General features: G+C 58.7%; 13 protein-coding genes and 1 pseudogene. 4 read left to right on the top strand and 10 right to left on the bottom strand.

Going from position 1 to position 17,813, the window contains the following annotated elements:
* Positions 1–50: 50 nt before the first annotated feature.
* The 7 genes and pseudogenes from NKG99_RS10190 to NKG99_RS10160 form a co-directional block, all read right to left on the bottom strand.
* The gene (locus NKG99_RS10190) at positions 51–839 is read right to left on the bottom strand and encodes an ABC transporter permease (protein ID WP_023736275.1); all 789 of its coding nucleotides are present in this window, start codon (positions 837–839) and stop codon (positions 51–53) included.
* 3 nt (positions 840–842) lie between these two features.
* Entirely contained in the window at positions 843–1,754 is a 912-nt protein-coding gene (gene nodI, locus NKG99_RS10185; protein ID WP_023736276.1) for a nodulation factor ABC transporter ATP-binding protein NodI, read from the bottom strand.
* A 43-nt stretch (positions 1,755–1,797) separates the two neighbouring features.
* Positions 1,798–2,043, bottom strand: a pseudogene (locus NKG99_RS10180) (carbamoyltransferase N-terminal domain-containing protein); the annotation flags it as partial.
* Positions 2,044–2,077: 34 nt separating this feature from the next.
* Positions 2,078–2,725, bottom strand: a complete 648-nt coding sequence (gene nodS / locus NKG99_RS10175; protein ID WP_502910919.1) for a nodulation methyltransferase NodS — start codon at positions 2,723–2,725, stop codon at positions 2,078–2,080.
* Positions 2,722–4,080, bottom strand: coding sequence for a chitooligosaccharide synthase NodC (gene nodC, locus NKG99_RS10170; RefSeq protein ID WP_352866955.1), 1,359 nt, complete (start codon positions 4,078–4,080; stop codon positions 2,722–2,724). The genes nodS and nodC overlap by 4 nt, the downstream gene beginning before the upstream one ends.
* 14 nt (positions 4,081–4,094) lie before the next feature.
* Positions 4,095–4,754, bottom strand: coding sequence for a chitooligosaccharide deacetylase NodB (nodB, locus tag NKG99_RS10165; protein ID WP_352866954.1), 660 nt, complete (start codon positions 4,752–4,754; stop codon positions 4,095–4,097).
* Positions 4,751–5,344, bottom strand: a complete 594-nt coding sequence (locus NKG99_RS10160) for a NodA family N-acyltransferase (protein WP_023736281.1) — start codon at positions 5,342–5,344, stop codon at positions 4,751–4,753. Before NKG99_RS10160 ends, nodB begins: the two co-directional genes overlap by 4 nt.
* Before the next feature lie 237 nt (positions 5,345–5,581).
* Here NKG99_RS10160 and NKG99_RS10155 point away from each other — a divergent pair, with 237 nt between their 5' ends.
* Entirely contained in the window at positions 5,582–6,607 is a 1,026-nt protein-coding gene (locus NKG99_RS10155) for a LysR family transcriptional regulator (protein ID WP_023736282.1), read from the top strand.
* 504 nt (positions 6,608–7,111) lie between these two features.
* Here the strand turns inward: NKG99_RS10155 and NKG99_RS10150 are convergent.
* Together NKG99_RS10150 and NKG99_RS10145 are read right to left on the bottom strand one after the other, a co-directional pair.
* Positions 7,112–8,143, bottom strand: coding sequence for a LacI family DNA-binding transcriptional regulator (locus NKG99_RS10150; RefSeq protein WP_023736284.1), 1,032 nt, complete (start codon positions 8,141–8,143; stop codon positions 7,112–7,114).
* Positions 8,144–8,448: 305 nt separating this feature from the next.
* Complete coding sequence (locus tag NKG99_RS10145) at positions 8,449–9,777, bottom strand: dicarboxylate/amino acid:cation symporter (RefSeq protein WP_032923201.1); 1,329 nt, start codon at positions 9,775–9,777, stop codon at positions 8,449–8,451.
* A gap of 1,273 nt (positions 9,778–11,050) precedes the next feature.
* Here NKG99_RS10145 and nifA point away from each other — a divergent pair.
* The 3 genes from nifA to NKG99_RS10130 all read left to right on the top strand — a co-directional run bounded on the left by nifA (position 11,051) and on the right by NKG99_RS10130 (position 15,305).
* Positions 11,051–12,817, top strand: a complete 1,767-nt coding sequence (nifA, locus tag NKG99_RS10140) for a nif-specific transcriptional activator NifA (RefSeq protein ID WP_352866951.1) — start codon at positions 11,051–11,053, stop codon at positions 12,815–12,817.
* Between the two features lie 217 nt (positions 12,818–13,034).
* The gene (hisC, locus tag NKG99_RS10135) at positions 13,035–14,174 is read left to right on the top strand and encodes a histidinol-phosphate transaminase (protein WP_031257920.1); all 1,140 of its coding nucleotides are present in this window, start codon (positions 13,035–13,037) and stop codon (positions 14,172–14,174) included.
* 90 nt (positions 14,175–14,264) lie between these two features.
* Positions 14,265–15,305 (top strand): LLM class flavin-dependent oxidoreductase, encoded by a 1,041-nt coding sequence (locus NKG99_RS10130; RefSeq protein WP_352866949.1) that lies wholly within the window; start codon positions 14,265–14,267, stop codon positions 15,303–15,305.
* Positions 15,306–15,906: 601 nt separating this feature from the next.
* Here NKG99_RS10130 and NKG99_RS10125 read toward each other — a convergent pair.
* On the bottom strand, positions 15,907–17,799 hold the full coding sequence (locus tag NKG99_RS10125; protein WP_352867075.1) for an ABC transporter ATP-binding protein: 1,893 nt from the start codon (positions 17,797–17,799) through the stop codon (positions 15,907–15,909).
* Positions 17,800–17,813 lie beyond the last annotated feature (14 nt).

The raw sequence follows: 17,813 nt of genomic DNA, 5'->3' as shown, positions 1-17,813 counted from the left end.
CACGTGGATGGGTATCGCCCAAAGAATCAATTTCACGAATGGTGAGAGCGTCAACGCATCAGCCGACGACGAAACAGAGCAACCGATAGGAAGAACGGCAAAACCGTGTATATGCAAAGCGCGCCGATATGCAGGCCCATGCTGCCGGCGGGACGGCCAAGCATCGCCGGACGAATGAGGTCAATTGCATGTGCGAGCGGCAACAAGGAGGCGACGTCCTGAAAAGCGCCGGGCAATTGGTTGACCGGAAACATCGCGCCGCAAAGGAACAGCATGGGCGTTATAACAAGCGTATTATAAAATATGAAATATTCATAACTGGGCGCAAGCGCCGTGACGACCATCGCTAGACTCGCGAAGGCGAGGCCACTGAGAGCGATGACTGGCAGCAAGCAGAGGATGGATGGCCACGATGCGTAGCCTAGCGTGGTCGCAACAATAGTGATTGCTGTGCCCGCCATCAGGGCCTTGGTGGCTGCCCAGGCCAATTCGCCGAGTAAGATATCGCCGAGCGTCAGCTGAGTGCATAGCATTCCTTCCCAGGTGCGCTGGTCGCCCATGCGGCCGAAACTCCCGTAAACCGTTTCAGCGGTCGCCGATGCCATCGCGCTTGTGGCAACCATGCCAGCCGCGAGAAACGCAATGTACGAAGTGCCCTCAACAGGCCCTATCATTGTTCCGATTCCAAAGCCGAGACCGAACAGATAGATCATCGGATCGGCGAGGTTGCCGAGCACCGATGCAAGCCCGATTTTCTTCCATCCAAGATAGTTGCGGCGCCAAACCGCGACCCAATTCCACGCATTGGCGGGCATGCCCGCCGCATAACGTTCGCCCATTGTTCAGTCCTCCATCTCGCGCCCGGTTAGCCGCAAAAACACATCCTCGAGATTGGGGGGACGCTGCAGAAGGCGTAGACCCGCGCGCCCGCGTAGCTGCGCCAGCACCTGCTCCGGATCGGGTGCATAGCAAAAAAGCGTCTCACCGCTCACCTCGATGCGCTGTGCGTACGGCCGGATCAGCGCACCCAGTTCATGCGGATTGCCGCCGTAGACCTCGACCACGTCACAGCCGATCTGCTCGTCAATGAGTGCGGACGGGCGGCCTTCGGCGATCTTGCGCCCCTCCTCCATAACGCACAGCCGATCGCACAGCCGCTCGGCCTCTTCCATGAAATGGGTAGTCAAAAGAATAGTCTTGCCCCGCGCCAGCAGCGATCGCAGCCGTTCCCAGATCAGGTGGCGGGCCTGCGGATCGAGGCCGGTGGTCGGCTCGTCCATCACCAGCAAGTGCGGGTCATTGATCAGCGCACGCGCGAGCGTCAGGCGCCGCTTCATGCCGCCGGACAGTTCGGCGACGCGCGCATCCGCTTTGTTCTCGAGGCGGGCGAACTCAAGCAGCGATGGTATGACCGCATCGATCTGGCGTCTGCTCATCCGGAAGTAGCGCCCGAACACCAACAGGTTCTCGCGTACAGTGAACGCGGTATCAAGATTGTCGAACTGCGGGACCACGCCGATGCGCATACGTGCCAAACGCGCGCGCGCCGGCACTGGAACGCCGAGCACAGTAATCTTCCCCGCATCGGGCGATGTCATGCCGAGGACCATACGCGCAATCGTGCTTTTGCCCGCGCCGTTCGGTCCCAAGAGCCCGAAGCATTCCCCCGCCGCAACGCGGAACGACAGTCTGTCGACAACGAGCTTGTCATAAGTTTTGCTTACGTCAGTAAGATCGATCGCTACCATGGACATGGGTTCATTTTACCGAGAGGGACGCCAAGACTGGCGGTTGCTTGGTTGCCTGCCGGACCTGAAACTGTGACTCGTCTTCGCCATCCCAGCCGTCGATAACGAACTGATCGACGTCACAAGGATTTAGCCCCTGTTCCGGTAAAGCGGCGACAATTGCGTAGAGATTATCGATGGCTTGGTAACGCGGATCGTTGTGCCGCTTTTCCTGGTCAACGCAGAAGACGAGCCGTCCATCCTCGACCAGGGCGATCGCCCCATCATGGGTCAGCTTGATACCAAAGATGCGCATAGTGTCTCCAGGTTAACGGCGATAGATTCGATCATCAGGAAGCGGAAAGCGGGTTTCGGAAACGGACGAGCAAGCAGTCTTCGTTGACCGACTCGCCCCGACACTCAAGACGCTCTACCTCGATCAACGTTTCGTTCAGCATGGCGATGACCGGCTCAGCACCAGCGGCGTGACCCCAGCGACGGCAATTAGCATCCCTTGCCGATCCGAAGATCAGATGCCCGCCAGGCGCAAGCACCCGCACCAGGTTTTTGACGGCCGCGCGCATCTCGGCTATGTCTTCGAGATAGTAGAGGACCTCCGCCACAACGATCAGGTCAAACAACTCGTCGGTCGAAAACTGTTGAACATCGGAGACTATCCAGTTGATGCGCGACGGCTCGTTTATCCGTTGACGTGCTCGAGCAATCGCTTGCGCCACGACATCGATGACGGTGAGCCCTTGGCAGTAGGGGGCTAGTTTTTCCGTGAATGCGCCGGCAGCGCACCCGACTTCGAGGGCATTTGAAATGGAGCCTTGGGCAAGCGCCAGCTGGAGCATTTGCGTGTGGCGCTTCCGCTCGAACGGATTGCCGTCGAGAAGCCACGGATCGTCTGCGGCCAATTCCCGATCAAGCAACTGATGATTCACGTTCGGGGTCAAACTCGTGCACCTCTCGTCCACTAGGTAATTAGCGATCACTCGTCGCCGCAAATGTTGCCCGACAGCACTAATTCCGAAGAATCCCGCGCAAGATTGAGCCTGCGAAGCGGAGCCGCATGCGGCGAGAATTCTGCCCTGCTGGAACCAGTGATCGGAGTTTGGGTGGGGGCCTGTTTTCCCCCAGTGTTCGATGTAGCGACAGCAGAGCCTCGCGACAGCCAATCGCTATTGCTCAATGTACACAGCGCGTAGGCTTTCAACGGAAGCAAGAGAAAGATGTTGATGAACGTGTGCAGCGAAAAGCCCAGAAATCGAAACTGTCGGGCACGAACTGCTACCACGCTGCATCGGAGCATGGTCATGGACACAATCATCAGTCCTGTCCACCAAGGCACAGAGCCTGTCAGTGCGAAATGTGCGAGGCCCGTTAATACCGATACGGCGAGGAGTAGCGCGCCGAGATTCTGTCCGACCACGTCCAACGTGAGATAGCTATTTAGGCTGGGCAGCAAGCGCAGCCCAAGCAGCGTGTCCCGGAATGTGCTTCGTGCCCAACGGAGTTGTTGGCGCAGATACGGTCCGAGTCTGTTCGGGACGACTGTGGCCGCGATGGCGCTCGGAACGTACTCGGTTCGAAAGCCTGCTTTCAGCATCAGGATAGTAAGATGGCGATCCTCACCGAAGTCGCTTGGCTTGCCCCGAAAAAACTGCGACTCGTACTGGTCCAGTAATAAAAGGAGCGCAGACCGGCGGTACATGGCACATGGGCCGCAACAGCACATAACGGCACCGAAGCGAGCCTGCGCCGCGCGCTCCTCGTTGCAAGCCAGCCAGTACTCCATGTCTATCAGCCTGGTCAGCCAGCTCTCGGTCCGGTTACTGGCCGTCAACTGACCCATGACTGCGCCGACCGCTGAATCTCGCATCTTCGGTACAAGCTTGGCAATGACGTCGGACGCGAGTAACGTGTCTGAATCAACGTTAAGCACCAGATCCCCTGATGAGCGGCGTATCGCGGCGATCTGCGCCTTGCGCTTTCCAACATTCTCGGGAAGCAAAATGATGTCGAACCTGGGGTCGCGCGCGTAGGCTTCGTGGACAGTTCCTAAGGCTTCGCGATTTCCAGAACCGTCATCAACCACATAGACCCGAAGTCTTCCGGCGTATTCTTGGTCGGCAATGGAAGCCAGGCACTCTGAAAGCGTGCGCGGATCCTCGTTGAAGCAGGGGACGATGACATCCACGCTGGGCAGTTGATCGGAGCCGACGAGAACCTCGAACGCCGATGAGTCGTTTGTCGGCAGAGCATAAATCCCCTGCATGCTCTTATAAGCAGTCGAGAGCAGCGCATAAAGCGATATGGCCACAGTGCTGGTTGTACCAAGAAGAGTCATGGGATCTCGTTTGTTCAGTGATGTTGAGGAAGTGAGCGGATTACAAATCCGCGCTCACGCAATGCTGGAATCAGCCGGGACAGCGCCGTGACCGTCTGGTCGCGCAGACCGGCGTGAGCGCCCCGGCCCAACTCGCCGGGAGGGCATCCGTCGTGCAAGAGTACGATTGCGCCCGGCCGGACAGAGGCGAGCACTTTATCGATAATCGCGTCGACCCCAGGGCGAGACCAATCTCGAGGGTCGACGGACCAATGGAGGGCCGCCAGCCCGGCGATCTGTGAGGCTGTGAAGACTTCTTCGCTCCAGGCGCCGTAGGGCGCGCGAACATAGCGCACCGAGGCCTGCGGGCACGCTCTCATGATGGCGTCGTTCGCTTCAAAGACCTCACGTTGCACTTCGCCGAAACCGCATTGGTACAGATCCGGATGAGACATCGTGTGGTTGCCTACCTCGTGCCCTTCTGCGACCATCCGTTGGATTAGATCTGGGTGCTCTAAGGCGTAGGCGCCGATGACGAAGAAAGTCGCCGGCACCCGCTGCTCTGCCAGCACATCGAGAATCTCCGGTGTGAAAAGTCGATTGGGACCGTCGTCAAACGTCAGATAAACGCTGCGACGGCCGGTGCCGTCAGAGCACTCACGGCGCACTTCGTACAAGCAATCGGGACGGCTCATAGCTCTGGTCCGTTCCGATCTATCATCGTGCCCGTGGGCCATTCGCTGATCGGCCGTCCAACCGGCAGAACAATGGTGAGTGCGTCATCGATGCGTGTGGGCGGCAGGTCGAGGCGGGCCTCTGGTCGGGTCGAGCGCACGCGAATTCCCGACAAAACGGCCAAAGGCCTGTATCGCCGCCCGAACCTCTCAACATGATTCCGCAGCGCGTCCCGGACCGTTCCGAAAGCGAATGGAACGCCAAGCTCCTGCAGTATTGGAAGCATGACATGGATTGAATGGGCGATTCCGAGACCCTCAAGGTCCGGGCGTACCCCGTACAGGCCCAGCTCAGCCACCAACAGGTCGACCGCGTCAACCTTGATGAAACGGCGCAGTATGCCCATGTGAGCCGCTACACCACTTGAATCATAGGCGATCACGCGGAGTTCAGGCCTGGCTCCGGCCCAGCTTCGACTACCTTCGAACGGTTCTGCGTTGGACGCCCCAGTCGGCCCGTACGTATCACGAAAGAACTCGGCGAGCTCAACGTGATCGGAGAGCTGCAATTCGTTTTCCCAGCACAACTTCCACTGCACCTGGTGGCGCATTCAGGACCTCTCTTCATATTAGTTTTTGCGGCCGCATTACCCGACCAAAGCGGCGCTGTTGGCTGCATTCAGCCGTTGTCGTTGGCGAAGGTGAGCCAGACGCTCTCTCGAAGTTCCGGCCCGTGTCGTCGATTTGAGCTTGACGTCGCTCATTAACGTTCCTCTAATGCATGGCTCGTAAATTCGTAAAATTGATTGTTTGAATGATACGCATCCACACGTTGGATAGAACATGACATGCGTTTCAAGGGACTCGATCTAAATCTCCTCGTTGTGCTGGACGCTCTGATGAGGGAGCGTAAAGTCACTGCCGCGGCTCGCAGTATCAACCTGAGCCAGCCGGCCATGAGCGCCGCCGTTGCTCGGTTACGCGCCTATTTCAACGATGAGCTATTTACGATGAACGGCCGCGAGCTCATTTTGACACCGCGCGCCGACGGGCTCGCCACAGCAGTCCGGGAGGCATTGCTGCACATCCAGCTATCGATTATTTCCTCCGACGCTTTCAACCCGGCCCAATCGGATCGTCTCTTCCGAATGATGCTTTCCGATTACATCACGCTCGTATTTTTTAAGAAGATCGTAGAGCGTGCTGCGCGGGAAGCACCCGCCGTTCGCTTTGAATGTCTGCCTATTTGTGACGACCCCGAGGAGCTTCTCCGGCGCGGCGACCTTGATTTTCTGATTATGCCGGAAGTGTTCATGTCGAAACATCCTCGCGCAGTCCTGTTCGAAGATATGCTCGTATGCGTAGGCTGCGGCACGAACAAGCAGCTGTCAGAGCCACTTACATTCGAGCGATACTTGTCCATGGGGCATGTCGTGCTCAAATTCAGGCACACCCGGCAGCCCACCATGGAGGAATGGTATTTGCTCGAGCACGGTTTCGAGAGACGTGTCGAGGTCGTCGTACAGGGCTTTAGCCTGATCGCGCCCGTCCTGTCAGGCAGCAACCGCATCGGGACCATGCCGTTGCGGCTGGCGCAGCATTTCGCAAAAACAACACCCCTGCGGATTGTCCAACTTCCGCCGCCACTTCCTCCTCCCGCATTCACGGAGGCCGTCCAATGGCCTGAGCTTCACAATACTGATCCGGCAAGCATGTGGATGCGGGAAATGATGTTGCAGGAGGCATCTAGCCTGGCGCCTTTGCCTGAAATCAATGAGCGTCTCGGGCACGCCGATCCGACCTTGCGGTTGTTGGTACCGACTGCCACCTCGATTTCGCGTGCGAAGTCCCGGAAGATGTTAAGCCCCACTTAAACACCGGGCCTTTGCCCAGCAGAGCGGCGCAGTTGATTGTCAAGTACGAGGGCCAGGAACGAGCAGAACACACGCCCGGGGTTGCTACTGAATTGACTGCCGCCTCCGATTTTGCTTGCGGAGTCCCAGAAGATGCTCAGCCCCACTTAAATGCCAACGTCGCAGGCGTTGCCGCGGCTTTTCACGCGCGGCCAGGCGAGGAGATGGCGGTCCACGTGGTCGATCATCTGTGCCAGCCTCGCTCGGCTACTGGCGTCGACGACAGTCCCCTGCACCGAGAAAGTCGGGCACTTGGCAATGAAGCCGGTCGAGCTTGACGCTGCGGACCCAGGCAATTGACCCCGCGCTTCTGCCTGAACGCGTGGCCGATCCGTTCATCTAATCGGCGCTACATTCTGCCCGGCTGAGGTCCGTGGGTGCGGCCACCCCGCGGGATGGGATCATCATTCAACTTTCTCTCGTTTATGAAAGGAAACTCCCCGCTCACGATAGAGTCCATGAGTTTCATATATTTTCCGGCAGATGGATGTCGAACGGGAGAAATGTCTGTCCGGGCGTTTCAGCGGTGCCGGTCTCGATAGCCCGCGTCATCAGCGTTATCAGCTCCCGGCAAAGTCGGCGCATTGGCGTGGCGACCGCCATCGTGACGATATTATCTGCGAGCGCCGCCCGAGACTCCGGTGTGATTTCATTCACGATCGCGACGAGATCGCGACTTTTGCCCTCTTCTCGGAGCGCGGAGATGGCGCCCTCCATGCCGCCGCCGGCGACATAGAAGCCGACGAGCTCGGGCTCTCGCTGCATGAGATCAAGCGTTGCCTCGTAGGTGATCTGCCGTTTCTCGAGGTTCATGACAGGATCCAGCACCTCGAACGTGGGCGCGTTCTCACGGCAATAGGAGCGAAAGCCGACGTCACGGAGCTCGTGCCCCTGGAAACGATGGCTGCCGACAAAAACCGCCACTTTGCCGGGCCGTTTTGCGACCTTCGACACCATCCAAGCGGCCGTGCGCCCCACCTTGCGGTTGTTAAGGCCGATATACCCCTGTCGCACGCCGGCGGCGAAGTCGGAAAGCAGCGAGAAAACCGGAATGCCTTTGGCCTTGAGGTCCTCAACCGCTGCTGTAATTTTCGGGTGGTCCGGTGCCACCATCGCGATCGCATGGCAGCGTGCGCCCAAATCCTTGAGCCGCGCGATCAGGTCGCTCGGCATATGTGACGGGGCGAATTCGACGAGCGGAATGCCGTGGAAGGACTGGGCCAAATTGACCGATGCTTCGACCTCGCGCGCAAAATCTTGGTAGAAATGCTGGGCCGGTTTTCTCAAGATGAAGCCCAGACGGTAGTGCGGTAGGTCTCGCCGTAAGCGCTGCTTGATTAGCCCGGCAGCATGATAGCCGATCGCGTGGGCGGCGTCGTGGACCCGCCGCGCGGTCTCCTCGCGCACCGGATGGCGGGCGTTCAGAACCCGATCGATCGTTGCTACGCTGACTCGGGCTTCGCGGGCGAGATCGGCAATTGTGGGGCGCTTGGTCATAGGTCCCTATTCTGATCGGTTTTTGACGCGGGCCGGCTCTCTGTCGCCTAACGCGTTTCGGTTTCGGGTGGCAAAGTGAAAACGTCCCATACGAATGGCCAACAGCGTGTTGGACGAACATCATTCCAGACGTAAACCGGCCGGGTATACTGAAAGGCTCATTCGCTTAAAGGGCGGTGACGGTTTGCACTCACACATTTAGCGCTTCGGCTACATGGTCCGTGAGGAGCCGTTTAGAGGCTGCGGGTCGGTCGTTCAGTTCATGTGACCAGCTAGGCGACTTAACAGGTCGTGGGCCGCCCACCTTACTTGGAGGAGGGTAGCCGGTTTGATGCCTCGGCAAGCTGATGACCGCAGAAGGCGGCTTTCATCTGTGCTCGGTCCAATTCTCCTTCCCAGCGGGCGACGACGAGGGATGCCACTGCGTTGCCGACGCAATTCGTCAGCGCCCGGCATTCGGACATGAAGCGGTCGATGCCGAGTATCAGTGCCATCCCAGCAACGGGAACACTCGGAACTACGGCGAGCGTAGCCGCCAGGGTGATGAAGCCCGCGCCTGTGACACCTGCAGCGCCCTTGGAGGAAAGCATTGCTACGAGCAGCAGCAGCACCTGATCGCCGATGGACAGATCCGTGTTCGTCGCCTGAGCGATGAAGAGGGCCGCCAGCGTCATGTAGATATTCGTGCCGTCCAGATTGAATGAGTATCCGGCCGGGATGACGAGACCCACAACCGAACGCCTGGCGCCCGCCTTCTCCATTTTCTGCATCAGCGAAGGGAGCGCCGCCTCCGAGGAGGACGTTGCGAGGACAAGCAGCAGCTCTTCCTTGATGTAGCGAATGAGAGAACAGATCGAGAAGCCGTTGTAGCGACAGACCGCGCCGAGAACCCCGAACACGAAGAGGAAGGCGGTGAAATAGAACGTCGCGACCAGCATCGCGAGGTTGACCACCGAACCGATGCCATATCTGCCGATGGTGAAGGCCATTGCGCCAAAAGCGCCGATCGGCGCGGCCTTCATCAGAATTCCAACGAGCTTGAAGACAGGCGCGATGAGCGCCTGAAGGAAGCAAACGACAGGCTTGCCCGGCTCGCCGGCCATCGCAAGCGCCATGCCGAACAGAACCGAGAAGAACAGCACCTGCAGGATGTCGCCTTCCGCGAAGGCACCGACGATCGTTGGCGGGATGATGTTCATCAGAAAGCCGGTGACCGACTGCTCGCTGGCTTTTGCGGCATAGGTATTCACGGCCTGGACATCGAGCGAGGCCGGATCAATGTTGAGGCCGGCGCCAGGCTGGACGACATTGGCGACGATGAGGCCGACGATCAGCGCGAGTGTCGAGAAGGTGAGGAAATAGACCATCGCTTTACCGGCGACCCGGCCGACCTTATGAAGATCGTTCATGCCGGCAATGCCGGTGGCAATTGTCAGGAAGATGACAGGCGCGATGATCATCTTGACCAGCTTGATGAAGGCATCACCCAGCGGCTTCAGGCTCTCGCCGGTCTCCGGATAAAAATAGCCAATTGCGACGCCGAGCGCGATGGCGGCAAGCACCTGGGCGTAGAGCTTGGTGTAGAAGGGTTTGCGGGGCGCGGGACTCGCGCCGCGGACTTGTGCAGCTGACACTGGTTCTCTCTCCCTGACCGGATCGAGGTGGCGTGACTTCTCCCGGGCTTCTCCCTATCGCGGCGCTCCGGTCGAACGCTGCACCAACGCCGCCGCAATACCCATGCCAGATGAATCCGCATGACCTGAACTGACGTGGGCTCGCCAATGATGGAGGAATGCGGTGTCAGACCAGCGGGAGGCCGCGGTCCGGCACGCCCTTGATGTCTCTGGCAGAGTGCTGCCGGTCGATCCCTCTGGCTAGCGGTTTGCTGCACAGAGCGTGGTGGGTTCCTCGTTTTAGCCGGCTTTGGACCGGGCCGCATCGGCGCCAGCGCGTACCAGATAGGTCGCCTGTTCATAAGCCCGTCCAGATGACAGGCTAACTTACCCCTGTTCGGAAGCGCTGTGAGAGGCGAGTTTCTTTCGCCGGAACGCCTGCGCCACATGACCAAATCCGTTGGTCTAGAGGAGGCCGAGAGCTTCGCTTTCCCTGACTAGCCGTGGCACCCATGATGGAATGAATGCGCTGGCACAAGGCGGGAACGACGAGGGTCCAGCACGACCCGTTGATGTTCACTGACAGAGTGCTGCCGGTCGATCCCTCTGGCTCGCGGTTCATCGGTGGCATCAGAGCCGAGAATGGCTGTGCTCTTTGCAGCGCTCCCGCTGCATGAAAGCCACGTCGAGACGTAGAGATTGACGCCGTTGGCGCTGACCACGACGATGCGATCTGGAAATTGCGAGCACCGCCTACCAAGCCGTACTCGACGCCAGCTTCGCGCCTTCACACGCGACGCCGCCGCCGCATGATCAACTCGAGCAAAATGGCGTTTCCGCAAACGACCAGTGCCGTTGGCGGTTATTATCACTTCCGCCCCTCCTTCGCGGGCGCTGGTGAATGGCACGGCCCGGCTTTTACACTCGGCGCGGTCAGCCGCTCGGGCACCGCATCGCCGGCGCAAGTATTTCCGTCGTTCAACGGCAAAAACAGAATTGATGAATTCTATCATATGCCGCGAGGTTTCCTTTCACGAATGAAAGAAAGCTCGATTGACTATCCCGCCTCGCTCCAGTCTGTTGAAAACAACGTATGGTTGCCTTGGTGCAAGCCGAGACCATGGCCAAGCTTCGTGGAGGGGAGAGCCAAGCGATGCATCAGGGTTCGATCCGCTTTGCACTCGACCAAACGGCGGCGGCACGAGTTCACGTCCGAGTATTTTCGCGCTTGCTCGCGACGTCGCGGGCGCACATGCCGCCGGCCTACGTTTGATGGCGCGAGATCGAGGATCACATGCACCACAACATTCGCAAATCAGAACAAAATGCCAGCGAGTGCGGCATATCGCTGCCGGATGCGATAAGAGGTTGTCCAACGTCCGAGACGAATCCTGCGAATGGGGTATTGCACGAGCGCGCCCTCACCGGAATCTTTGAAATATCGAAAATACTCACCGGTCCCGCCCGGCTCGAACTCACGTTGGCCAAGGTCGTTGATCTCCTGCACTCGTTAGTGCAGATGCGGCACGGCATCATCACTCTCTGCGATGCCGAGGCCGGACTGGACATCACCGTGGCCAGCGACTGCGACACGAACAGCAATGAGCACTCCCGGTCGCGCGTGCCGCGCAACGCCATCGATCAGATTGTGACGACGGACACGCCGCTCATCGCCGAGGATATAGCGATGCATCCGGCCTTCACTGCCGCTGACATCGAGGTGCTTGGGGCCTCCGACACCGTGTCCTTCATCGGCGTTCCCATTCGTGTTGATGGAAACGCCGTAGGCGCGATGACTATGGACAGGGCTTTGGAAAGCAGGTCAAGCTGTCGGCTCGATTACGATGTCCGACTGCTCACCATGATTGCCAACATGGTGGGACAGACAGTCAAGTTGCACCGCTTCTGCGCGGGGGACCGCGAGCGACCGCCGGAGTTGGAAGATCGGCTGCAAACGAAATTTTCCGATGTTAAGCGCCCTGCACCCCGGCGCAAAAAGGTTCATGTCGAGGGGATGATTGGTGACAGTCCGGCGATAAGCGCGCTGCTGGAGAAGATTGCGATCGTAGCCAAGGCAAAAACCACGGTTCTGTTGCGAGGCGAGTCCGGTACCGGGAAGGAGCTGGCTGCCAAGGCAATTCACGAGTTGTCGCCGCGCGCCAAGCGGCCCTTCGTTAAACTCAATTGTGCAGCGCTCCCAGAGACAGTCCTGGAATCCGAATTGTTCGGTCATGAGAAGGGTGCCTTCACAAGCGCATTCAATTCCCGCAAGGGGCGCTTTGAGCTCGCTGACAAGGGGACGTTGTTTCTGGATGAGATTGGCGAGATCTCGGCCTCGTTCCAGGCAAAGCTGCTGCGCGTGCTGCAGGAGCAGGAGTTTGAGCGCGTCGGCAGCAATCAGACCATCAAGGTCGATGTTCGCGTGATTGCCGCCACGAACAGGAACCTGGAAGAGGCGGTTGCAAGGAATGAGTTCCGCGCCGACCTATACTACCGCATCAACGTGGTTCCCTTGCTGGTACCAGCATTGCGCCAGAGGCGCAGCGATATTCCGCTGCTCGCAGCTGAGTTTCTCAAGAAGTTCAACGACGAGAACGGCTGTACGCTTACCTTCGATCCGTGTGCGATTGAAGTGCTGATGAAATGTGAGTTTCCCGGCAACATTCGCGAGCTTGAAAATTGCGTGCACCGGACAGCGATCCTGGCTGAGGGACTATCAATCGGGAGAGACGACTTTGCCTGCTCCCAAGGCCAATGCTTTGCCGAGGCGCTGTGGAAGTGCAGATCGGGCCAGGCCGCGCTGCAACCAGCGCCGATCCTGCCGGAGTCAGTGAATCCGGCCACGCCGCCGGATGCGGCGGCCTGTTCGACCGCGACCACAGTCCCCCGTGCCGGCGCAACACACCCAATTGGTGCGAGGACCCCCGACATAGAGCGCGTCATTGCTGCCATGGAAAGATGTGGCTGGGTGCAGGCAAAGGCAGCGCGCCTCCTTGGACTGACCCCGCGCCAGATTGGCTACGTGCTGAGGAAATACGGCGTCGAGATCAAGCGTATCTGAAACCGAGGAGATGAGCTGAGCTGCTTAGCGCCTTGCGGCAGCGATGCAGGTCCGCGTCCGCTTCCACTCGATTCATCGAGGACAGCCTGGCCGAATTCCCGTGTCTGCGTTGCGACCATCGTGCGAGAGGCAACGCTCCATCGTCAATCCTGTCCGCCATGTTGCTCTCGTTGCGAGCTCATACGGATGCCCCTGGTGAATGAAACGGAGTTAAAATATGTCCGATGCAAAACTGCAAACTGTGCTTTCGGCTCTTCCGCCAGTGACGCGACAGTTAGATGCTCTGCCGTCCAACGGACCAGCGCCGGACGGAAATTTTGTCAAGCTGAATACGAATGAGAACCCGTTTCCGTTGCCGCCAATCATAATGCAAAGTGCAGTGGCGGCCCTCAAGTGCCAGTATCTATATCCGGATGACGATAACATCAGCTTGAGGGAAGCGGCGTCCAGCACCTATGGCGTTTCGAGGGATCAGGTCATCGCAGGCAACGGGTCGTCTGAACTGCTCGGACTCATCTACAGAGCTTTCCTCGCGCCTGGCGATAAGGTTGCGATGATGTCGCCAGGGTTTTCGTTCAACCGCAAACTTGCCATGATTCAGGGCGCCGAGTTTCTCGAAATCGGATGTCAAGCTCATTCCCTGCCAATGGAGCAATTGCTTTCCGGTCCGGCAAAAGACGCCAAGTTCATTATGTTGGCCAATCCAAACAATCCGACCGGAACATTCCTCCCGATAAGCGATATCGAACGCCTCGTAGCACAATCGGACCGCTTGGTTGTCCTTGATGAAGCCTACGTCGACTTTGCACCCGATCATGGCCTGCGCCTCATCAACCGGTATCCGAACGTTCTGATCTTGAGGTCATTCTCGAAAAGCTATGCCGCCGCCGGCATTCGCGTCGGTTTCGGTTTCGGTCACCCTGAAATTATTGGCAGGCTGCGAAACATCCAGAACGTCTTCAACATGAACGTCATCGGGCATGCCGTTGGTATCAGCGTGCTTGCGCATCGCGGCGCCTACGCAGAGAACCACAAGCACATCAAGGATGAACGAGAGCGAGTGACAGTCGCGCTGTCGCAACTCGGATTTTCCGTAACGCCCTCCCGCGCAAATTTCTTGCTGGCCCGTGTGCCCGCGGGACAGGACGGCTCATGGTGGCAAGCAGCATTGGAAAGGCAAAAGATACTTGTCGCGTTTTTTCCGGACAAAGGCTTGGAACACTGCATCCGCGTCAGCATCGGCACAAAAGAGCAGATGGATGCATTTCTTGCTGCCGCTGGCGACATTGCTGGAAGCTTAATGGTGCCAAGCTCCAAGGGCAGGGAAGCGTCAGGCTCTGCTTCTTCGTTACGCTGACGCAAATCGGCGATCACACACATCTCTTCCGACTTGCTTGGTCATCCCAGCAAGAGAACAGCCTGCCTTTTAAAATCGGGGACTTATCGAGTGACAAACGTCTTTCCTTCAAACCTAGCGTTCGGCATCTTCGATCATCTGGACGAGGATGGCCGCGACATCGGTCGGCAATACGAAGATCGCCTGATATTAGCAGAGGCGTGCGATCAGCTAGGGTTCTATGCCTATCATCTCGCAGAACATCACTGTACTCCCCATGGGAGAGGTCCATCGCCGAATCTGTTCTTATCGAGCGTCGCCCAGCGCACCCGGCGCTTGCGTCTCGGACCCTTGGTGATGCTGCTTGCGCTTTATCATCCGCTGCGTGCGTTCGAAGAGATCTGTATGCTGGACCAGTTGAGCGGTGGCAGGTTCGAACTGGGCATAGGGCGCGGTGCTCTCCCGATCGAATTGGGCTACTTCGGGATTGGTGCGGACGCGGTGCCGGGCCGTTATGCCGAAGCCAGCGAAATCCTCATGGAAATACTTGTTAATCCGATGAAGGTCGGCACGCTATGCTATCAAGGCCGCCATTTTGATCTCAATGACGTTCCTTTGACGTTAAGACCTCATCAGCGTCCACATCCGCCGACATGGGTTGCTGCCAATCGACCCGAGTCCGCAGCTTGGGCGGCTGCGAATGGAACCAATATCGCGTGTGTAGGACCTTCCTCTTCTGTTCGCAAAACTACTGATGCGTTCCGCGCCTATCGAGAGGACAACGCTGGCGCGGGGGATCAGGCGCAATTTATCGGATTGCTCCGCATGGTCGTGGTTGGGCGTTGTGACACACACGCCTATTCGCTCGCGGCACCTGCTTACGAACGCTGGCTCAAGAGCTTCCAATTCCTTTACGAGCTTAACGCTATCCCCACTCCACCAAACCTGCCGCTGACCTTCGATGCGGCAGTCGAGAGTGAATTGTGCGTGGTAGGATCAGCAGAATCTGTGCGAAAAGCTCTGTTAGGTCAGTTGGAAGTGGCAGGTGCCAACTACCTGCTTTGTCAACTGGCATTTGGAAATCTGCCGCTAGATGCTTCCCTGTACACCGCGACGACCATTCAATCCGAAATCATGGCTCGATTTGGCTGACCATGAAATTCGCGGTCTGAGGTTGAATCGTTGTACAGCGCTCCCTCACATCCACGTGCTCGAGCGTGCACGTGATGGGGACGGGCAATCGGGAGGGAGGCCAAACTGACGACGAGCCGGCGGCACAGAATACCAGCTTTGTGCGTTGGCTGGCGTCCGGGCCATCGTGTGAACCTGCATGATCCTAAGGAGATGATGGCCGAGCGCGTCACGATGCAGGCACGCGTCTGCTCGTCGCGCTCGCGCTACCCGTTGCCGATAGCCCGCCGCAGAGGTTCTTCTCGCCCGGGGCGGCGTCGGTGCGGCGCCTCCAGCTTCATCAGCGGCCCGGCGGTAGCAAAGCCGCCACTCGCTACGGCGCTGTTGAGGGCGCGCTCGCGAGCGGCTTTGCTACGCCCAGCCACCAACGGGAGCGAGCTCGCCCGATGATGGGGTGCACCGCGGTCGGGATACGATGCTGAAGGAAATCGTTCGCAGCCGGTCTTCACGAACTGCGAGGAGTGCTTGTCCTTGAATGCTGCCTGCTGGCCGTCTGCGGTGGCCTGAGTGGTCCGCCGACACGCCCGAAAGTCAACGCCACTACCACAAGGCCGCCAAAAACTCAGGTCTGGGAGCCAGCTTGGACGGTGGTCTCGTGTTCGGGGATGTCGTCGAAGGAGGCGTAGTTGAGATAGTAGAGTTTGGAATACAGGCCGCCCATAGCTATTAGCTCATCGTGGTTGCCAGTCGCAACAACTTGGCCATTCTGAAGCACGATGATGCGGTCGGCCCCCCGGATCGTGGCGAGACGGTGGGCGATGACGAGGCCAGTCCGCCCTTCAAGCAGCTTGATCAGAGCCTTCTGAATCTGCAATTCCGTATAGCTGTCGATGTTGGCGGTCGCTTCGTCGAGCACGAGGATCTTGGCGTCAGCGACGAGGGCGCGGGCGAAACTGATAAGCTGGCGCTGGCCGAGAGATAAGTTGTCGCCGCGTTCGCCAAGTTGGGTCTCATACCCGTCGGCGAGGCTCATGACGAAGTCATGCGCGCCGACCGCCTTCGCCGCCTCGATCACCTTGTCGCGCGTGGCTTCCGTCTTCTGGTATCGAATGTTCTCGAAGACCGTCCCGGTGAACAGGAATGGCTCCTGCAGCACCATGGCGACCTGGCGGCCGAGCGATTCCTGGGTGAGGTCGCGCACATCATGCCCGCCGACCAGCACCTGACCCTGCTGAACATCATAGAAGCGGTGGACCAGGGCCATCGCACTCGATTTGCCAGAACCGCTCGGTCCGACCAGTGCGACCGTCTCGCCGGGATTGACCCTGAAGGAGACATTTTTCAGAACCGAACGGTTCGGATCGTAGCCGAATGTGACGTCCCTAAACTCAACCGAGCCGTCCATTTCGGGCGAAAGTACCTCGGCATTGGGTTTGTCCTGAACATCGATCTTGACATCGAGCACATCGGTCAGGCGCTTGCCTGAGGCCATGGCGCGCTGCATGATCGAATATTGCAGGGTGAGTGAGCGGATCGGGTCAAAGAAGCGCTGGATGTAAAACAGGTAGGCTACCAACACGCCCACATCTATACGGCTATTCACGACCATCGAGCCGCCGACCACAATAACGGCGGCCAAGGCGAGGCCGGTGAGGCCATCGACGATAGGCACCATGACCAGTGCATATCTGGCAGCGATCAGTTGGGTCCTGAGGTTGGCATGGGCCCGGTCGTCGAAAAGAATGAAATTCACCTGCTGGCGATCCATTGACTGTATGGTCCGCACGCCGTGAATGGCTTCGGCCAGCGCGCCATTGACAACGGAATTGGTTTCGTGTGCAGCCATGAAGGCGTCGCGGGCACGCGGCAGCCAGACAATGCGGACGATCACCAGGATCGGCAGAACCGACAGCGTCAGGAGGCCGAGGCGAAAGTCGAGCCACAGCATTACGAAAACGATGCCGAAGAGAAGCGCAACATCACCTAGGGAATATACCGAGGTTTCCAGGAACTCCTGTATGGAGTTCACGTCGCCTTGCAGCCGCGACATCAGGCGTCCGACCTCAGTCTTGTCCATGAAAGAGAGCGAAACCTTTTGCAGATGGCCAAACATGGCGCGGCGGATGTCGAACAGGACAGTTTCGGCAATTTTCCCATCCATGGTTTCCTGCATGTAACCGGCGGCGAAATTGACCAAAATCGCCGAAAGGAACGCGCCGACGGCCGCAAGCTGGGCTGAGCGATCGCTCCCTGCCGGGTTCATGCCGTGGTCGATCGCGTAGCGGATGATCAAGGGGATGAGAAGCTGCGTCCCGGTGAAGATCAACATCGCGACAATCGTGACAACTACCTTTGCCCGATAGGGATGGACGAAGTCCCAGATCCGGCGGAGGATGCTCTTGTCGAAAGCCCGGCCGAACATCTCCTCCTCGAGCCGGTGCGAGCCGACGACCGCGCGCGGAGGGCGTCTGCCGTCGTCACGTTCGGCTTCGAGTTCGCCGGGGCCCTGGTCCATCAGCGGACGCCCCC

This window comes from Mesorhizobium sp. M1409, assembly GCF_040317535.1.
Taxonomy (GTDB): domain Bacteria; phylum Pseudomonadota; class Alphaproteobacteria; order Rhizobiales; family Rhizobiaceae; genus Mesorhizobium.
Note: the sequence above shows the minus strand (reverse complement) of the source record. Positions and strands in the feature narration are given on the sequence as shown.